Below are 17167 nucleotides of genomic sequence, written 5' to 3' on the forward strand. Positions count from 1 at the left end.
CCTTTCACAGCTCTCTTGCTATAGCAATACTTATTCTTCTCCGTAATTCTCCCGGTCATAATCGCGACGGCGACGGCGGCGACGGGGAGCAATGACCACATAGCGGCGCGGTTCATCACCGGCACTATAGGTCGACACACGGCGGTTATCCTGCAATGCCATGTGAATAATCTTGCGCTCATGGCGATTCATAGGTTCCAAATGAACCTCATCACCGATACGGCAGGCCTTCTCTGCCAAATGTCCTGCCAGGCGCATCAAGGTTTCTTCGCGGCGGGCGCGATAACCTTCAATGTCCAAAATGATATGCACACGGTTTTCCGCGTTACCGCGGTTAGCCGTAAGATTTACCAGATACTGCAGGGAATCAAGTGTCTGGCCATGCTTGCCGATCAAAATCCCCAGGTTATCACCTATCAGGTCGTAAACCACACCTTCACTGGTGTCACGGCGCTGCCACTGTACTTCGATATGCATAGCAGCAAATACATCCTGGAAGAATTGCTCGGCACGCTGCAACTGTTCCTCAGCAGGAACTGCACAAGGTTCAGACACAGCCTCTGCCGGCTCGGCAGCTTTTTCTGCCATTACTGGTTCTACAGGCGTTACTTCTGTGTTTTCCTTGACCACAGCCGGTGCCTTTTTCGTCACACGCAGGTGTGCCGGTTTTACACCGAAAATACCAAAGAGTCCCTTGGAGGGTTCTGCCAGCACTTCGTAATCGACATCACCAGCCGTACACCCCAGTTCCTTAAGGGCATTGTCCAAGGCCTCTTCAATGGTTTTGCCCTTAGATTCTACCACTTGTGCCATTAAGCGGCCTCCTTTTTCGGTGCCGTGTTTTCACCACGGTACATCCACCACTGCTGTGCAATCTGCACCACGTTCATCGTTACCCAGTAAAGAACCAGACCGGACGGGAAGTTTATGCTGATCCAACCGATAAAGAGCGGCATGATGAACATCATCATCTTCATCTGCGGATTCATTTCCGTAGTCGTCATCTTCTGCTGCAGGAAAGTTGTCAGTGCGGACAACACCGGCAGAATATACAAGGGGTCAGGTTCAGACATATTCGGCATCCATAAAAATACAGCCGAGGCCTCCGACGGATACGTAAAATTATACAGCGAATAGTACATACCCATAAGAATCGGCATCTGAATCAAGAGCGGCAGACAGCCAGCCAGCGGATTAACCCCGGCTTCCTTATACAGGGCACCGATTTTCTGCTGCATCATCTGCGGATTATCCTTATATTTTTCCTGGATTTTCTTCATCTTCGGAGACAGTTCCTGCATGGCCTTCATGGACTTGACCTGCTTAACCGTCAGCGGATACAAAATCATCTTAATGATGATAGTCAACAACACAATAGCCCAACCATAGCTGGCAAAGCCGGCTGCACTGGTAATGGCAAACAGCGTTTCGAGCACAAAACGTAAAAGACTTTCAATCGGAGAAAATAACGTACTAAAAAATTCCAAACCATCACGTCCTAATCTAATCAAAAGACAACAACATATATATAATGCCTTTTACGGCACGGGGTCGTAGCCTCCAGGATGCCAGGGATGGCAGCGCAAAATGCGCTTTAAGGCCAGCTTTCCTCCGCGCCAGGCTCCATATTTCTCAATGGAAAGCCGTGCATACTCCGAACAGGACGGAATATAACGGCAAGTAGGTGGTTTCAATGGTGATATAAAAACCTGATATCCCCAAATTAAGAGCAGCATTAGTTTCTTCACTGCTTTAACCTCGATTTCCTATTCCTTATCTTTACAGAAAATCCCTGCCTTTTTCCCCAGGGAAAGGAAGGCCTTTTCCACCACGTTGCATTTCACATCCAGCATGGGCCGCCGGGCCACCAATAACAAGGCTATTCCCGGGCGCAGTTCATGACTGTGCAGGCGATAGCTTTCGCGCAGCAGCCGTTTCACACGGTTACGTTTCACCGCACAGCCCAGCTTTTTTCCAGCGGCAAACCCCACCTTGCCAGCCAGCTGCTCCGTTTCAAATACATAGAGAACAAAGTAGCGGTTGGCCAGGGACTTACCCTTACGGTACACCAACTGAAAGTCATTGCGGCGCTTCAGCATTCGCCGTCGCGGTAATGTAAACATACCTAAATTCACCAAAATCTATCTAAAAAATCGTTACTAAACTAAGAAAAAAGGTCACCGCTAAGTGACCTTGCTGTAAAATTTATGCCGAAAGCTTCTTTCTGCCACGCTGGCGTCTTCTCTTCAAAACGAGACGGCCGCCCTTCGTCTTCATGCGCTCACGGAAGCCATGAGTCTTCTTTCTCCAATGGTTGTTCGGCTGAAAAGTCATTTTCATTCGGTAAACACCTCCTTAACCTGTTTTTATTCTGATATTCTCTGTCGTATAGAAGCAAGGCATCAGAAATTGCTAATCTAAGCTCTCATTCGCAGGAAATTTGCATCCTCGCGCTAAGAATCACTATGAATTATAGCCTAAGCCCTGTGTGGTGTCAATATTTTATCCACTTATTTTTGCTGTCAATCTGGGGATAATTTTCGTTTTTATCAGCTTATCCACGGAAAAACTGTTGATAACTCCGAATTATTTTGATAAGATATTGTTGATAATTTTGCGGAAAACTCTACAAGACGTATTTTTCGGGAGTATTTGACTCCCGCCTTTTTATCCCATTTTGCCGCCTCTCTCCTGCGGAAACCTTCATTTATCCACAACTGTGGATAATAATGTGGATAATTTTATGCACTTGTGGAAACTTTTTTCTAATTCTATACGCAGAAAGGAACTTAATACATGGAGCAATCACAGCTGCAAGCTGTTTGGGCACAGATTTTAGATAGCATGAAGGAACAGCTCGCCCCCTCGGCTTTTAATTGGCTCAACCCCATCCAGCCCCTCTCCCTCTCCGATTCTGAACTCGTTCTTGGTACCCAGACCGAAATGGCCAAGGAATGGATAGCAGGTCACTATCAGACATTTATTGAAGATGCTGTCAGTGAGGTACTGGGAGCACAAAAAAACATAACCTTTACGGTAGTTGCCGAAGAAACACCTGCCGAAACCACACATGTTGTGGCCAGCAGCCGGAGCAATAAAGACAATCCCAATCAGGGCAGTCTCTTTACCGAGGGCGATAACAGCGCTGAAACTGCAGCTGAAACTCATATTGTCGCCCCAGGCGATAATTCATCACTCAATCCTAAATATACATTTGATACTTTCGTAACCGGCAAGTCCAATAACTTTGCCCATGCGGCTGCCATGGCCGTAGCCGATAAACCCGGCAAGACTTACAACCCCTTCTTTATGTACGGCGGTGTAGGTCTGGGCAAAACCCATCTCATGCATGCCATTGGCAACCGGGTACTGAAAAATCATCCGGATATGCGCGTACTCTACGTATCCAGTGAACAGTTTACCAACGAAATCATTCAGGCCATTCAGCAGGGTACGTCGGATAAGTTCCGTCAGAAGTACCGCAACATCGATGTGCTGCTGATTGACGATATTCAGTTTATTTCCGGCAAAACCAGTACACAGGAAGAATTCTTCCATACCTTTAACACCCTTTATGATGCCCAAAAACAGGTTATCCTGTCCTCCGATAGGCCGCCCCGGGAAGTGGAACGCTTAGAAGAACGCCTCCGTTCCCGTTTTGAATGGGGACTTACGACGGATATTCAGGCACCGGACCTCGAAACACGCATCGCCATTTTAAAGACCAAGGCCCAAAGCGACCATTACAGTGTGCCTGATGATGTACTGGTTTACATCGCCAGCCGCATCGACAGCAACATTCGTGAGCTGGAAGGTGCCTTGACCAAGGTGGCAGCCTACGCCTCCCTGACCAAGCGGCCGATGAACACCGACCTGGTAGCCGAGGCCCTGAAAGACATTCTGCCCTCAGGCAAGACCAAGGAAATTACGATGGATGTCATTCAGGAAATTGTTGCCTCCTACTTCAAAATTAAGGTTGAGGACCTGCAGTCCAAAAAGCGGACACGCACCATTGCCTACCCACGGCAGATTGCCATGTACCTGTGCCGCTCCCTGACTGATACGTCCCTGCCACAGATTGGCCAGTTCTTTGGCGGCCGTGACCATACTACCGTCATTCACGCCTTTGAAAAAGTCAGCCAGGAAAAGGAAAGCGACAGCAATCTTAACTCTATCCTCAACGAGCTGATAGAACGCGTCCAGAAGGTCTAAGACGCAGTACAGCCTGTCAACAGGCATGCCGTGGATAACCTTGTGGAAAGCCAGATGGTTTTCTTGTCAATAAAATGTGGATAAAAAGCAGGGGAGATTATCACCGTGGATTATGTGGATAACCTCCCCTCTAGTTATAAACAAATTACTAACAGCTAATCTGTCGATAACCAATAAGCGCAGCAGGCTTTTCCACATTTCCACAGGGCCTACTACTACTACGGCTATTTATTTATATATTTAGAGAGTAATATTAAAAAAAAGAAAGGGTCTATCCAAGATGAAAATAACCTGTTCCAAAAGCGAAATGGTCAATGCCCTGCAGATCGTCACCAAGGCCATAGCCTCTAAACCCCAAACGCCCATCCTCTCTGGTATTTTTCTGAGAGCAGAGAATGGTATCTTAGAGATGCAAGCCACCAATAATGAGATAGGCCTGATAAACAAGATACCTGCCGAAGTTGAGGAATCCGGGCAAATTGCCCTTGGTGGCCGTTATTTACTCGAAGTTATCCGCAAAATGCCTGGGGATAGCCTGACACTCAGTTATAACCGTACTGAAAAAATCGTCAATATAACTTCAGGACAGGCCAATTTTACCCTGCTCAGCATGAACGCTGCCGAATTCCCGACCATCAAAGAAATCGAAAGCACGGTAGATTTCACAATTAAAGATAATGTACTGCGTTCTTTAATTAAGAAAACAGTATTTGCCTGCTCCAAAGATGAATCCCGTCCTGTATTCACCGGCTGCTCCCTGGAAGTTGCTGACAACAAAATCACCATGGCAGCTACGAATATGCACAGACTGGCTGTTAAATATGAACAGTTAAATGACGAGCTCGGCAATATTAAAGTCATCATTCCGTCGCTGATTTTGCAGGAACTGCTGCACAATATGACATCGGAAATCCCGTCAGATGTTCATGTAAGCTGCAATTTCAATCAAATCAGCTTTGCCTTTGATAATCTCTACATGACTTCCCGTCTGATTGAAGGGGCATTCCCGGATTACAACAATGTTATTCCGGCTAATCACACCACTTTGGTAACACTGGACTCGGCGGAATTCAATGCCGCTGTTGACCGTGTTTCCCTTATTTCCCGGTCAGGCGATTACAATGTCATCAAATTAGAATTTGCCAATTCCCAGCTGGTGATTTCTTCCAATAACCCCGATGTGGGTAATGCTGTGGAAACCATTCCGGCCTCTATCGAAGGCCCGGATATCACCATTGCTTTCAATGCCCAGTACATCATCGATGTGATGAAGAATATAGACAGCAATAAGTGTGAACTGCGTCTGACGCAGCCACTCTCCCCCATCACCATCCGCGAAGAGCATTATGATGCCTTTATCTATGTGGTAACGCCGGTACGTACGGCTCACTAAGGAGGATTTATATGGCAGCAGCTATTATCGATGTGGAAATAGAAACGGAAGAAATTCAGCTGGATCAGTTTCTCAAATGGGCTGGTGTGCTGGCGTCCGGCGGAGAAGTAAAGGCCCTGCTGGCCGACGGTCTCATCAAACGCAATGGTGAGAAGGAAAGCGCCCGGCGCCGCAAGCTGCACGCTGGTGACGTCATCGAAATCGAGGGCATGGGGGCCTGGCGGGTGAAGTAATGCATATTTATACATTACGCTTAAGAAATTATCGGAACTATTATTCGCTGGAACTGACATTTGACCCCAATATCAATGTTTTTCTGGGGCCTAATGCCCAGGGCAAGACCAATGTGATAGAGGCTGTTTACTATGCCTCTTTGGGACGTTCCCATCGCACCAGTACTGATAATGACTTAATCAGCTGGGAAATGCCGGGCGGCAGTATTTCTTTGGACTTTGACCGCCTCGGGGTGCAGAACAGGCTGGATTTTCAATTCAGCCAAAACAAACGGCGCCGTATACTTTTAAATGAACATCCCATCCGGCCCAAGGAACTGGTCGGGAATCTTAATACAGTGTTGTTTTCCCCGGAGGATTTATTTCTCATCAAGGGAGCGCCGGCAGGACGCCGGCGTTTTTTGGACGGAGAAATAAGCCAGGCCAGTCCGGCTTATTACCATGAGTTGAATAAATATGGGAAAATCATCACGCAGCGCAATAATCTGCTGAAAAAAATCCGGGAACGGCAGGCCACTATAGATATGCTGGAACTGTGGGACACCCAGCTGGTTGATAGTGCGGTTAAAATCGTCACCAAGCGTCTGGCGGCGGTAAAAAAATTAAATATGCTGGCTAACCTAATGCAGCGGCGTATTTCCGGCAACATCGAGAATCTGGCAATTACCTATGACATACATGGGGCCGCTGGGGAAAATGTGACAAATGACCTGGTTTCATGGTATAATAAAGAGCTTGTTGCACATCGTCAGGTGGACATTATGCGTGGTTCCACCGGTCGTGGGCCGCATTTGGACGATATAATTTTGACCGTAAATGGGATAAATCTGCGTTCCTTCGGCTCACAGGGACAACAGCGTACTGGTGTATTGTCTCTTAAATTAGCCGAGCTCGAATTTTTACGCTCGGAAACGGGGGAATATCCTGTACTGCTGCTGGACGATGTGATGAGTGAACTTGATGTATCAAGGCGGACAAAGTTACTGGAATTCATTCGTCATGAGCGGATTCAGACTATGATTACAGCCACAGACGAGGCCTATTTCCCGGCCGAGAAAATCGGAACTTATTACCGGGTGGCGGCCGGGGTGATTACGAGGTAACAGCATGGCAAGGCGTACACCGGGACTGGAACGTCCGGACACCATTATCAAAAAGACCATCCACCATATGGGCAAGCCGGCAGAATTGAAGTACTATATGCACTGGGTACTTTGGCATTGGCCGGATATTGTGGGGGAGTTTATTGCCCGCAATACGGAGGTGCAGGGGATTCGCAAGGATGTACTGTATCTCTATAGCGATAATGCTGCCCTGCGCAATGAATTGCAGATGATGATGCCGCAGATAGTCCAGCAGGTCAATAACTTTGCCGGGCAAAAGATGATAACCAAGGTGGTTTTCGGCAAGCGTTGGGATAAAGCCGATACTGAGGGGCTGGAGGAAATCAGGCTGGCTCAGCAGGAAAAAGAGGAAAATCTCGGTGCCCAGCGGCGTAAAGTTCCCTTGTCACCCGTGGAAATGCAGCAGGCTGAACAGCTGGCTGCCCAGGCCAGTGACGCGGAAATTGGCACAGCTGCCGGCAATGTCTACCGCAAATACCTGCAAATGCAAAAGCTGCGACAGCAGAGCAATTGGCAAAAATGCCCGGAGTGCGGCCGGCTGATGGAGCCGGAGTCCAGACTGTGTCCGGAATGCAGCCGCAGGGAACGGGAGCAGGTGACAGCCGCTGTACGACAGGTGCTCAGAGATATGCCTTGGGCAAGGTACAAGGAAGTGCACGAATTTGTGCCTCTGTGTACCCCAAAAATCATCAATGAACAGCGGGCCGCAATGGTACAGCAGCTGGCCGCGGAAGTGGAGGCCGGTGATACCAAAAGCATGAAGGCCAAAACCCTGGTTATGCTTTATCGCTGTTTGCCGCCGGAGCAGCTGAACGAAGATAATATCACCAGAACAATCTATGATTTGCGGTTTGACCTGCATCGGCCACGTGATTATAAAGCACCCCGGCGCTACGATGTGATAAAACTGGGTAAACGCAGGCAAGGCAGTTAGAAGGAGGCAAGTGATGTTTCTCCATTTGGGTAATGGCATATCTGTGCGCACCAAGGAAGTGGTGGCTATTCATGATTATGCTATCTTTGCCAAGGGAACAGGCAGTGAATTTTTGAATAGGGAACAGGCGGCAGGCCGCCTGGTAAACACCTTGCCGGCTGAAATAAAGAACAATGACGGGGCGCGCAAGTCCCTGATTATTACTGATGACAAAACTTATCTGTCGGCTATTTCACCGTGGACTTTAAAGCGGCGGTCGCAGATGATTTACGATACAATGGATAGTGATAAGGACCTTTCCGAACTTGTGGCGGAAGAGGCAGAGCTTTGATGATGGGAGCGAAGAATATTCATGGCAAATGATAACGAAAATCTGGAGCTTGATGATACGGTGGACACCAGCGGTGTAGAAATCCATACCGATGAGAGCAGTGCCGAGGTAACGGCAGTAGATGCAGATTACGGTGCCGAACAGATTCAGATTCTGGAAGGGCTGGAGGCTGTTCGCATGCGTCCGGGCATGTACATCGGCAGCACCTCGGAACGCGGCCTGCATCATTTGGTGTATGAAGTCGTGGACAACTCTATCGACGAGGCTTTGGCCGGTTACTGCGATAAAATTGATGTAACTATCCATCGGGATAATAGTATTACCGTTACCGATAACGGCCGTGGTATCCCTGTCGACATGCATGAAAGCGGCATGCCGGCCGTAGAAGTAGTACTGACGGTACTGCATGCCGGCGGTAAGTTCGGCGGTGACGGCTATAAGGTATCCGGTGGTCTGCACGGTGTAGGTGTGTCCGTTGTTAATGCTTTGTCCACTTCTATGGAAGTTCAGGTTAAGCGTGACGGCAAGATTCATGAGATTTCCTTCAAGCGCGGTGAAACCGTGGAAAAACTCCATGTTACCGGGGAAACGGAAATCACGGGAACCCGTGTACATTTCGTACCGGACCCGGAAATTTTCTCTGTGACCACTTACAGCTTTGATACGTTGAAACATCGTCTGCGTGAGCTGGCCTTCCTGAACCACGGCATCACCATTGTGTTAAATGATGAGCGCGGTGAAGAACTGCGCAGCGATACCTTCCACTTTGAGGGCGGTATCAGCTCCTTTGTGGAACACCTCAACCGCAAAAAGGAAAAAATCAATCCGGAGCCGATTTACTTCAACGGTACCAAAGACGATACTGTGGTAGAAATTGCCCTGCAGTACAATGACAGCTATCAGGAGAATATCTACTCCTTTGTCAATAATATCAACACCGAAGAAGGCGGTACGCACCTGGCCGGTTTTAAACTGGCGCTGACACGTGCGGCCAACGACTTTGCCCGTAAACAAAATATCCTCAAAGATAAGGACGGCAATCTTTCCGGTGATGATGTCCGTGAGGGTCTGACGGCGGTTATCAGCCTGAAAGTGCGTGACCCGCAGTTTGAAGGCCAGACCAAGACCAAGCTCGGCAACAGTGAAGTCCGTGGCATTGTGGACTCCATCGTGACGGAAGGTCTGTCCGAATACTTCGAGGAAAACCCGGTCATCACCAAGAAATTTATCGAAAAGGCCATCATGGCTGCCCGCGCCCGTGAGGCTGCCCGTAAGGCCCGCGAACTGACGCGCCGTAAAAATGCCCTGGAGGTTTCCAGCCTGCCCGGTAAGCTGGCTGACTGCTCCGTCAAGGACCCGGAAATGGCCGAAATTTACCTCGTCGAGGGTGACTCGGCAGGCGGTTCTGCCAAGCAGGGCCGTGACCGTCGTTTCCAGGCCATTCTGCCGCTGCGTGGTAAGATTCTGAACGTCGAAAAGGCACGTCTTGATAAGATTTTTGCCAACGCCGAAATCCGTACCATGATTACGGCTTTTGGTACTGGTATCAGTGACGAGTTTGACCTGGCCAAGCGCCGTTATGGTAAAATCATCATCATGACAGATGCCGATGTTGATGGTGCCCATATCCGTACGCTGCTCCTGACCTTCCTCTATCGCTATATGAAACCGTTGATTGAACACGGCCACGTATTCATTGCCCAGCCGCCTCTCTACCAGATTCGCAAGGGCAAAAAGCATTGGTACACCTACAGCGATGAGGAACTGGCCAAGAAACTGGAAGAAGTCGGCCGTGATGGCAGCACCGTCCAGCGCTACAAAGGTCTGGGCGAAATGAACCCGGAACAGCTTTGGGAAACAACCATGGACCCTGCCGGACGCACCATGCTGCGCGTGGAAATGGCCGATGCCGAAGCTGCCGACGAACTCTTTACCATCCTCATGGGCGATAAGGTAGAACCGCGCCGTCAGTTTATCGAAGAAAACGCCAAATTGGTGCGCAACCTCGATATTTAATATATTTTTAATTGACATTTCGCTTGGTTATGGTAAACTAAGCGTATGAATCCCGTACAAGGGGAGTAGCTGAACGGTCAGATATCGTCAGTACGGTGCGCAGCACCCGGTATGACCGGCTATATTTAGTAAGCGAGACCTTGTCTTACAGCAGCCTGTGGGCGAAGTGTAAGGCAAGGTCTTTTTGTATATTGATTTTTGTGTAGAAAAAGGAGATTGACGAAAGATATGGAATCTATATTTGCAGGAATGTTCAGCCCCGAGTGGCTGGCGGCATTTTCCGGGATTTTGCTGTTGGATATTCTGCTCTCAGGTGACAATGCCATTCTCATTGCGCTGGCCTGCCAGAATCTGCCGGCACATAATCGCAAAAAGGCGATTTTTATCGGTGGTTTCGGTGCGGTGTTTATCCGCATTGTATGTACGCTTTTTGCTACCAGCGTGCTGGCAGCTCCTTATATCGAGTTTGTCGGCGGTGTGGCGCTGCTCTACATCGCGGTGAAACTGCTGACGGACCACAAGGACGGCGATAAGGAAGGCGGTGCAGCTCCGGCCAGCTTTGGCGCAGCTGTGCGGACGATTCTCGTGGCTGATTTCATCATGAGTATTGATAATATCCTGTCTTTGGCCGGTGTGGCCAACACTGTGCCCGAGGGCAAGTGGAGCCTTATCATTTGTGGTTTGTTGATTTCCATTCCTATTGTGCTCTTTGGGGCGCAGGTATTCCTGAAACTCATGCAGAAGGTACCTGCTCTTATCTATGGCGGTGCAGCTATCCTGGGCTGGACGGCAGCGGCTCTGATGGTGGCCGATAAGGGCCTGGGCATGTACTTTGCTCCCTATGAACTGGAAATGAAGATATGCTTTGTGGCAATTGTTCTGAGACTTGGTTATTATTTGAACAAGCGTTATGAGAAAGAAGAAAAGTTAGGAGTGACGGATAATGAATAACCTGAAAACCTTAATGCTGATGGTGCTGTTAGGTGCCATTATGATTTTTATCGGCGGCCTCGTGGGCGGCAAGGGCGGCATGATGGTCATGCTGATGATTTCCCTGGGTATGAACTTCTTTTCCTACTGGTTCAGTGATTCGGTGGTGCTTAAGATGTACAACGCCCAGGAAGTAAGCCGGGATGACGCACCGCAGTTATACGGTCTGGTAGAGAATCTGGCTGCCAATGCGCAGCTGCCTATGCCCCGTGTGTACATCATCAATGAAGATACGCCGAATGCCTTTGCTACGGGACGTAATCCGTCCCATGCGGCTGTGGCGGTAACCACGGGGATTATGCGGGCTTTAGATTATAATGAGTTGTCCGGCGTCCTCGGGCATGAACTGGCTCATGTCAAGAACCGTGATATCCTGACGGGCACGATTGCGGCCATGATGGCTACGGTTATCACTTATACGGCCCAGTTCTTTGCCTTCTTCGGCGGCCGCAGTGATGATGATGAAGGCGGTAATCCGATTGCAGCGCTCGTCATGGCCCTGTTAGCTCCTTTGGCTGCCAGTCTCATTCAGATGGCGATTTCCCGTTCCCGGGAGTATGAGGCTGACCATGATGGTGCCGAAATTTGCGGCAATGCCAATTATCTGGCTGATGCCTTGGAAAAAATTGAGTATTATGCCTTGAATGGCCGCCAGATGAGTGATGCCACGCCGGCCACGGCGCACATGTTTATCATCAATCCGTTCAGCGGTATTGGTTCTACCATGAGCAGGCTGTTCAGCACGCATCCGCAGACCAGCGAACGTATCGCCCGCCTGCGTGCTCAGGCTAACGGCAGATAAACCTGTAGACAGCAAAAAGCCCGGAATATTTATTCCGGGCTTTTTTATTGAAAAAATAACAAAAGCAGGAACTACCGAACGTTCCTGCTTTTGCCGCCTCTATACCTTCTGCCTACAACGATACACTACATATCGTTGTTCTCCCTTTTTTATAATACAACATTTGCCTAGTGATTTCAATAGAAAAAATGGAGTTTAGGTAAATTTATGAAAAAGGGATTAGAGAATTTCTGGCGAATATAATAATATAGTATACGATTACGCAATACTGTAAAATTATAGCACTGATTTTGGGAGGGGTTGCCATGTATTTTTACTGTGAGAAGTGCAAAAAACCATATCCGCTGAACACGCATTCCTATATGTGTGAGTGTGGGGGAATGTTCCGTTTGCACAAAGACCCTATGGATGATGTTCATACGGAAATAACGTTGGGCGAAGTGGAAACACCATTGCTGCCCATGAAATCCGGGAAACTGGAGGTCCTGTTGAAACTGGAAAACCTTCAGCCGACGGGGTCTTTTAAGGACCGTGGTGCCCGTACTTTGATAAACGAGATAAATCATCTGGGTATCAAGAAAATCGCTTTGGACTCCGCTGGCAACGCCGGTGCGTCGATGGCCGCTTATGCAGCTGCAGCCGGCATTGAATGTACCGTGTATGTGCCGGATGATTTGTCCAGTGAAATGAGCAATCAGATTGAGTCCTACGGTGCTAAGATTGTTAAAGTGGCCAATGGCCGTATGAATACCTGCGCGGCAGTGAAGAAAAATCTGGGTGATGCTTACTATGCCTCCCATGTATATAATCCGCTGTTCTTTGAGGGTATGCGCCCCATGGCCAAGGAAATTTACAAACAGCTGGGCAATAAGATTCCTGAGTACATTTTCATGCCGGTAGGCAATGGCACCATGCTTATTGGCCTCTATTTAGGCTTTATGGAGCTAGGACGCCTGCCTCACTTTGTTGCGGTACAGAGCAGCAAGTGTGCACCTTTGTATGAGGCTTTCTATGACAAGGAACCGCAGCCGAAAAAGACGACGATTGCTCATGCTATCCGTATTGAAACGCCGAAACGCTTGACGACAATGGTGGATATTTTGAAACAAACCGGCGGTGACGTGGTGATGGTGGAGGACACTGATATTCTGAAAGCCAAGAAATTCCTGGCCTCCAAGGGTGTGTATGTGGAGCTTACCTCTGCTGCAGCTATGGCCGGAGCCGAAAAATTCTTTGCGGCAGGCAAGCCGGATAACTATAAAGTTGTTATCCCTATGACGGGCAGTGGTCTGAAACGGTGATTATTTAGGAGAAATGGCAATGCTACAGGGGATAATTGACATTGGTTCCAATACGATACGGATGGCAGTTTATCTTATCGAGGGCAACCATTTTGAACAACTGATGAAACGCAAGGCTACGGTGGGACTGGCCTCCTATGTAAAAGAAGGCGTAATGCAGCCGGAGGGGATTGAACGGGCAGTGGAGACTTTGCTGGAGTATAAGCGTTTTCTCCATTGCTTTAAAATCAATCGCGTGGCGGCTTTTACCACAGCGGCTTTGCGTAATGCCAAAAACAGCCGCGAGGCTGTAGCGGCCATCGAAGAGCGTACGGGCATTAAGATTCAGGTTATCAGCGGTGACGAGGAGGCTACTTTTGATTTTATCGGTGCCACGCATAATCTGCAGAATGATTCCGGCCTGCTGATTGATATCGGCGGGGGCAGTACGGAGATTGTGACTTATCGTGACCGGCAAATCCAGTATAAGACCAGCCTGCCTATCGGCTCGCTGAGTTTTGCCAGCAAGTACGTAAAAGATGTCCTGCCGACAATGCAGGAGTGTATGGATATGCATGGTGAGGCTGAGGCCACCATCGCTGCGGCCTCAGATTTCATCAGTATAAGTGAGGCGGAAATTGTGGGCATAGGCGGTACTTTTAAAGGAGCCTGTGCATTAAACAATGAATTATTTAACCTGCCGGCAGCTAACCGCCGTTTGGAAACTAAGAATATCCGCAGCATTATCGGCAATTTTGTCAGTGATTTGGGCATGACTCAGGAAATGTCCATAACACTGATGCGTTCTGTGCCGGAAAGGCTCAATACCATTATCCCGGGGCTGATTATCGCCAGCGTGCTGTCCCGCAGGTTCCAAAGCCATTGGATTACGTATAGTGATTCGGGGGTAAGGGAAGGTTATATATATGACCAGATAATGGGGAAATAACCGTCCCTGGCAACCGTGGCGGCAGTTTTGCGGCTGCGTATAGACTACGGACTAAAAAGTATTTTTTGCCCTTTATTATCAAAAAATGTTTTAAACTCACTATGTTCAAACAAAAAACATTTTTTGATATGAGGATGAGGGCAAAAAATACTTTTTTTGCGTCCTGCGTCAAAAACTTCGCCGCAAAACTACCACCACGGTTGAAGAATGTACACAATAGAGGTCCGTATTTTGCTTTTTATTGTTAAAAATGATATAATAAGGAGCTAGTATTTTGCATTTTTATTATAGCTTTAGCATATATTTTTATGGACAAGCAGGAAGATTTTGAGGTGAGATTGTGGAGTTTGAACAGGGAAAAATAGTCCCCGTCAATCTGGAACACGAGATGAAGAACTGCTACATCGACTATGCGATGAGTGTTATCGTCTCCCGTGCATTGCCGGATGTCCGCGATGGTTTGAAGCCGGTACACCGCCGTATACTCTATGCCATGCAGGAAGCTGGTATGGGCTCAGGCAAGCCCTATAAGAAATCGGCTCGTATCGTCGGTGAAGTACTCGGTAAATATCACCCGCATGGTGATAGCTCCGTTTATGATGCCATTGTGCGTATGGCTCAGGACTTTTCTATGCGTTACATGCTGGCAGATGGTCATGGTAACTTTGGTTCCGTCGATGGTGACCCGGCCGCAGCTATGCGTTATACGGAAGTCCGTATGTCCAAGATTTCCGAGTTGATGTTACAGGACATCGACAAGGAAACGGTGGACTTTACCCCGAACTACGATGAATCCCTGAAGGAGCCGTCGGTATTGCCGGCCAAGTTCCCACAGCTGTTGGTAAATGGTACGTCCGGTATCGCTGTAGGTATGGCCACCAATATTCCTCCGCACAATATGGGCGAGGTTATTGACGGTACGTTAATGCTTATTGATAATCCCGATACTTCTATCGAAGAGCTTATGACGGTTATCAAGGGGCCGGACTTCCCGACTGCTGGTCTGGTACTGGGCAAAGAAGGCATTCGTCAGGCTTATACCACTGGCCGCGGCATTATCAAAATGCGCGCCAATGCCCATATCGAAACCATGAGCAACGGCAAGCCACGTATCGTAGTTACGGAACTGCCCTATCAGGTAAACAAGGCTCGCCTTATTGAAAAGATTGCCCAGCTTGTCCGTGATAAGCAGATTGAAGGCATTACTGATTTGCGTGATGAATCTGACCGCAATGGTATGCACATTGTTATCGACCTGCGCCGTGACGCTAACGCCAATGTTATTCTGAATCAGCTCTTTAAGCATACGCAGCTGCAGGAAAGTTTCGGCGTAATCATGCTGGCCTTGGTAGACGGCAAGCCGCAGGTATTGAACCTCAAGCAGGTGCTGCATTATTACATCAAGCACCAGGAAGAAGTTATTACCCGCCGCACGCAGTATGAACTGAAAAAGGCTGAGGCCCGCGCACATATCTTGGAAGGCTTGACCATCGCCCTCGACCATCTGGACGCAGTCATTACGACCATCCGCGAGAGCCGCACGGCTGATATCGCCAAAGAGGCCTTGATGACGGGCTTTAAGCTCTCTGACAAGCAGGCACAGGCCATCCTCGACCTCCGCCTCCAGCGCCTCACCGGCCTGGAACGGGAGAAAATTGAGGAAGAATATCAGGAAACTTTGAAGGCTATTGAAAATTTCAAGGCTATCCTGGCTGATGAACAGAAAATCCTGAACATCATCAAAGAAGAACTTACGGCTGTGAAGGAAAAGTACGGCGATGACCGCCGCACGAAACTCACCATTGACACCTCGGAAATCGATGTTGAAGACCTCATCGCGGAAGAAGATGTGGTGATTACCCTCACGCATAACAACTACATCAAGCGTATGCCGCTGGATACTTACCGTCGTCAGAATCGCGGCGGCAAGGGCATTAAGGGCATGGGTACTAAAGAAACGGATTTTGTGGAAAACATGCTTATTACCACTACCCACCACACTATTCTGTTCTTTACCACCCGGGGCCGTGTGTACAGTCTCAAAGCCTACGAAATTGCCGAATCCAGCCGTACGGCCAAAGGAACGGCGATTATCAATCTTTTGCAGCTTGATCAGGGCGAAAAGATCACGGCCGTCATTCAGGTCAAGGGCTTTGACCCGGATAGATACCTCTTCATGGCTACCCGCAAGGGTATCGTGAAGAAAACGTCCCTGTCTGAGTTCAGCAACCTGCGTAAAAATGGCTTGAATGCAATCAACCTTGACGATGATGATGACCTGATGGGCGTTAAATTCACCGATGGTGAAAGCTATCTGATGCTGGGTACCAAACTCGGTAAGGCTATTGCCTTCTCCGAGGACGATGTCCGCGCAATGGGCCGTATGGCTCGCGGCGTAAAGGGGATTACACTGTCTGACGGTGATGAAGTTGTCGGCATGGATATTCTTGTGCGCAATGCCGAAGTCCTTACCGTTACGGAATGCGGCTATGGCAAGCGTACCAGCACGGACGAATACCGTGCGCAGACGCGTGGCGGCAAGGGCCTTATCAACATGAAGGTCACGGAAAAGACTGGCTGTGTGGTAGGCATTAAGGTAGTCCGTCCTGACCATGAACTAATGCTGATTACCACCGATGGTATTGTCATCCGTACCAATGTGTCCGATATCTCCGTTATCAGCCGTAATACACAGGGCGTCAAGCTCATGACCACGGCGGAAAATGATAAGGTAGCCTCTATGGCAACTTTGGAGCAGAAGGAAGACTAATTTCATACTGGATTTAAAAAGGAACCGTGTAGCGGTTCCTTTTTTTGAGCATAAATTTATTTTTATGATTGACAAAATTTACAAAAACTCTATAATAAGCATTGTAATCATGTAAAGTATATTTGTTTAATAG

At 48.5% G+C, this 17167-nt stretch carries 17 protein-coding genes; 12 read left to right on the plus strand and 5 right to left on the minus strand.

Going from position 1 to position 17167, the window contains the following annotated elements; translation table 11 throughout:
* Positions 1–30 precede the first annotated feature (30 nt).
* The 5 genes from jag to rpmH all read right to left on the minus strand — a co-directional run bounded on the left by jag (position 31) and on the right by rpmH (position 2340).
* Positions 31–813 (minus strand): RNA-binding cell elongation regulator Jag/EloR, encoded by a 783-nt coding sequence (jag, locus tag DL94_RS0112430; RefSeq protein WP_028130435.1) that lies wholly within the window; start codon positions 811–813, stop codon positions 31–33.
* Positions 813–1487, minus strand: coding sequence for a YidC/Oxa1 family membrane protein insertase (locus DL94_RS0112435; RefSeq protein WP_028130436.1), 675 nt, complete (start codon positions 1485–1487; stop codon positions 813–815). Before DL94_RS0112435 ends, jag begins: the two co-directional genes overlap by 1 nt.
* Before the next feature lie 51 nt (positions 1488–1538).
* Positions 1539–1736 carry a membrane protein insertion efficiency factor YidD gene (gene yidD / locus DL94_RS15710; protein WP_369793732.1) on the minus strand — a complete coding sequence of 66 codons (198 nt, stop codon included), beginning with the start codon at positions 1734–1736 and terminating at the stop codon, positions 1539–1541.
* Positions 1737–1766: 30 nt separating this feature from the next.
* Complete coding sequence (gene rnpA / locus DL94_RS0112440; RefSeq protein WP_028130437.1) at positions 1767–2123, minus strand: ribonuclease P protein component; 357 nt, start codon at positions 2121–2123, stop codon at positions 1767–1769.
* 82 nt (positions 2124–2205) lie between these two features.
* Positions 2206–2340, minus strand: coding sequence for a 50S ribosomal protein L34 (gene rpmH / locus DL94_RS0112445; protein WP_014425951.1), 135 nt, complete (start codon positions 2338–2340; stop codon positions 2206–2208).
* A 456-nt stretch (positions 2341–2796) separates the two neighbouring features.
* Between rpmH and dnaA the strand changes: the two genes are divergently transcribed.
* From dnaA to gyrA, 12 genes are all read left to right on the plus strand, one after another.
* Positions 2797–4212, plus strand: a complete 1416-nt coding sequence (dnaA, locus tag DL94_RS0112450; RefSeq protein WP_028130438.1) for a chromosomal replication initiator protein DnaA — start codon at positions 2797–2799, stop codon at positions 4210–4212.
* Between the two features lie 280 nt (positions 4213–4492).
* A complete protein-coding gene (gene dnaN, locus DL94_RS0112455; protein WP_028130439.1) occupies positions 4493–5605 on the plus strand; it encodes a DNA polymerase III subunit beta in 1113 nt (370 codons plus the stop codon).
* Positions 5606–5616: 11 nt separating this feature from the next.
* Positions 5617–5838: an RNA-binding S4 domain-containing protein gene (locus tag DL94_RS0112460; protein WP_197020759.1), complete on the plus strand. Its 222-nt coding sequence runs from the start codon at positions 5617–5619 to the stop codon at positions 5836–5838.
* The gene (gene recF, locus DL94_RS0112465) at positions 5838–6941 is read left to right on the plus strand and encodes a DNA replication/repair protein RecF (RefSeq protein WP_028130441.1); all 1104 of its coding nucleotides are present in this window, start codon (positions 5838–5840) and stop codon (positions 6939–6941) included. Before DL94_RS0112460 ends, recF begins: the two co-directional genes overlap by 1 nt.
* Positions 6942–6945: 4 nt before the next feature.
* Positions 6946–7896 carry a DciA family protein gene (locus DL94_RS0112470; RefSeq protein WP_028130442.1) on the plus strand — a complete coding sequence of 317 codons (951 nt, stop codon included), beginning with the start codon at positions 6946–6948 and terminating at the stop codon, positions 7894–7896.
* Between the two features lie 13 nt (positions 7897–7909).
* Positions 7910–8227, plus strand: a complete 318-nt coding sequence (remB, locus tag DL94_RS14900; protein ID WP_051586452.1) for an extracellular matrix regulator RemB — start codon at positions 7910–7912, stop codon at positions 8225–8227.
* 21 nt (positions 8228–8248) lie between these two features.
* Entirely contained in the window at positions 8249–10243 is a 1995-nt protein-coding gene (gyrB, locus tag DL94_RS0112480; protein ID WP_028130443.1) for a DNA topoisomerase (ATP-hydrolyzing) subunit B, read from the plus strand.
* Positions 10244–10471: 228 nt separating this feature from the next.
* Positions 10472–11194: a TerC family protein gene (locus tag DL94_RS0112485; RefSeq protein ID WP_028130444.1), complete on the plus strand. Its 723-nt coding sequence runs from the start codon at positions 10472–10474 to the stop codon at positions 11192–11194.
* Entirely contained in the window at positions 11187–12035 is an 849-nt protein-coding gene (gene htpX / locus DL94_RS0112490) for a zinc metalloprotease HtpX (protein WP_037371876.1), read from the plus strand. The genes DL94_RS0112485 and htpX overlap by 8 nt, the downstream gene beginning before the upstream one ends.
* Positions 12036–12340: 305 nt before the next feature.
* Entirely contained in the window at positions 12341–13336 is a 996-nt protein-coding gene (locus DL94_RS0112495; protein ID WP_028130446.1) for a pyridoxal-phosphate dependent enzyme, read from the plus strand.
* Positions 13337–13349: 13 nt separating this feature from the next.
* Positions 13350–14264: a Ppx/GppA phosphatase family protein gene (locus tag DL94_RS0112500; protein ID WP_369793731.1), complete on the plus strand. Its 915-nt coding sequence runs from the start codon at positions 13350–13352 to the stop codon at positions 14262–14264.
* Positions 14265–14604: 340 nt separating this feature from the next.
* Positions 14605–17034 carry a DNA gyrase subunit A gene (gyrA, locus tag DL94_RS0112505; protein ID WP_028130448.1) on the plus strand — a complete coding sequence of 810 codons (2430 nt, stop codon included), beginning with the start codon at positions 14605–14607 and terminating at the stop codon, positions 17032–17034.
* Positions 17035–17167 lie beyond the last annotated feature (133 nt).

The organism is Selenomonas sp. AE3005, assembly GCF_000686945.1.
In the GTDB taxonomy this organism is placed as follows: Bacteria; Bacillota; Negativicutes; order Selenomonadales; family Selenomonadaceae; genus Selenomonas_A.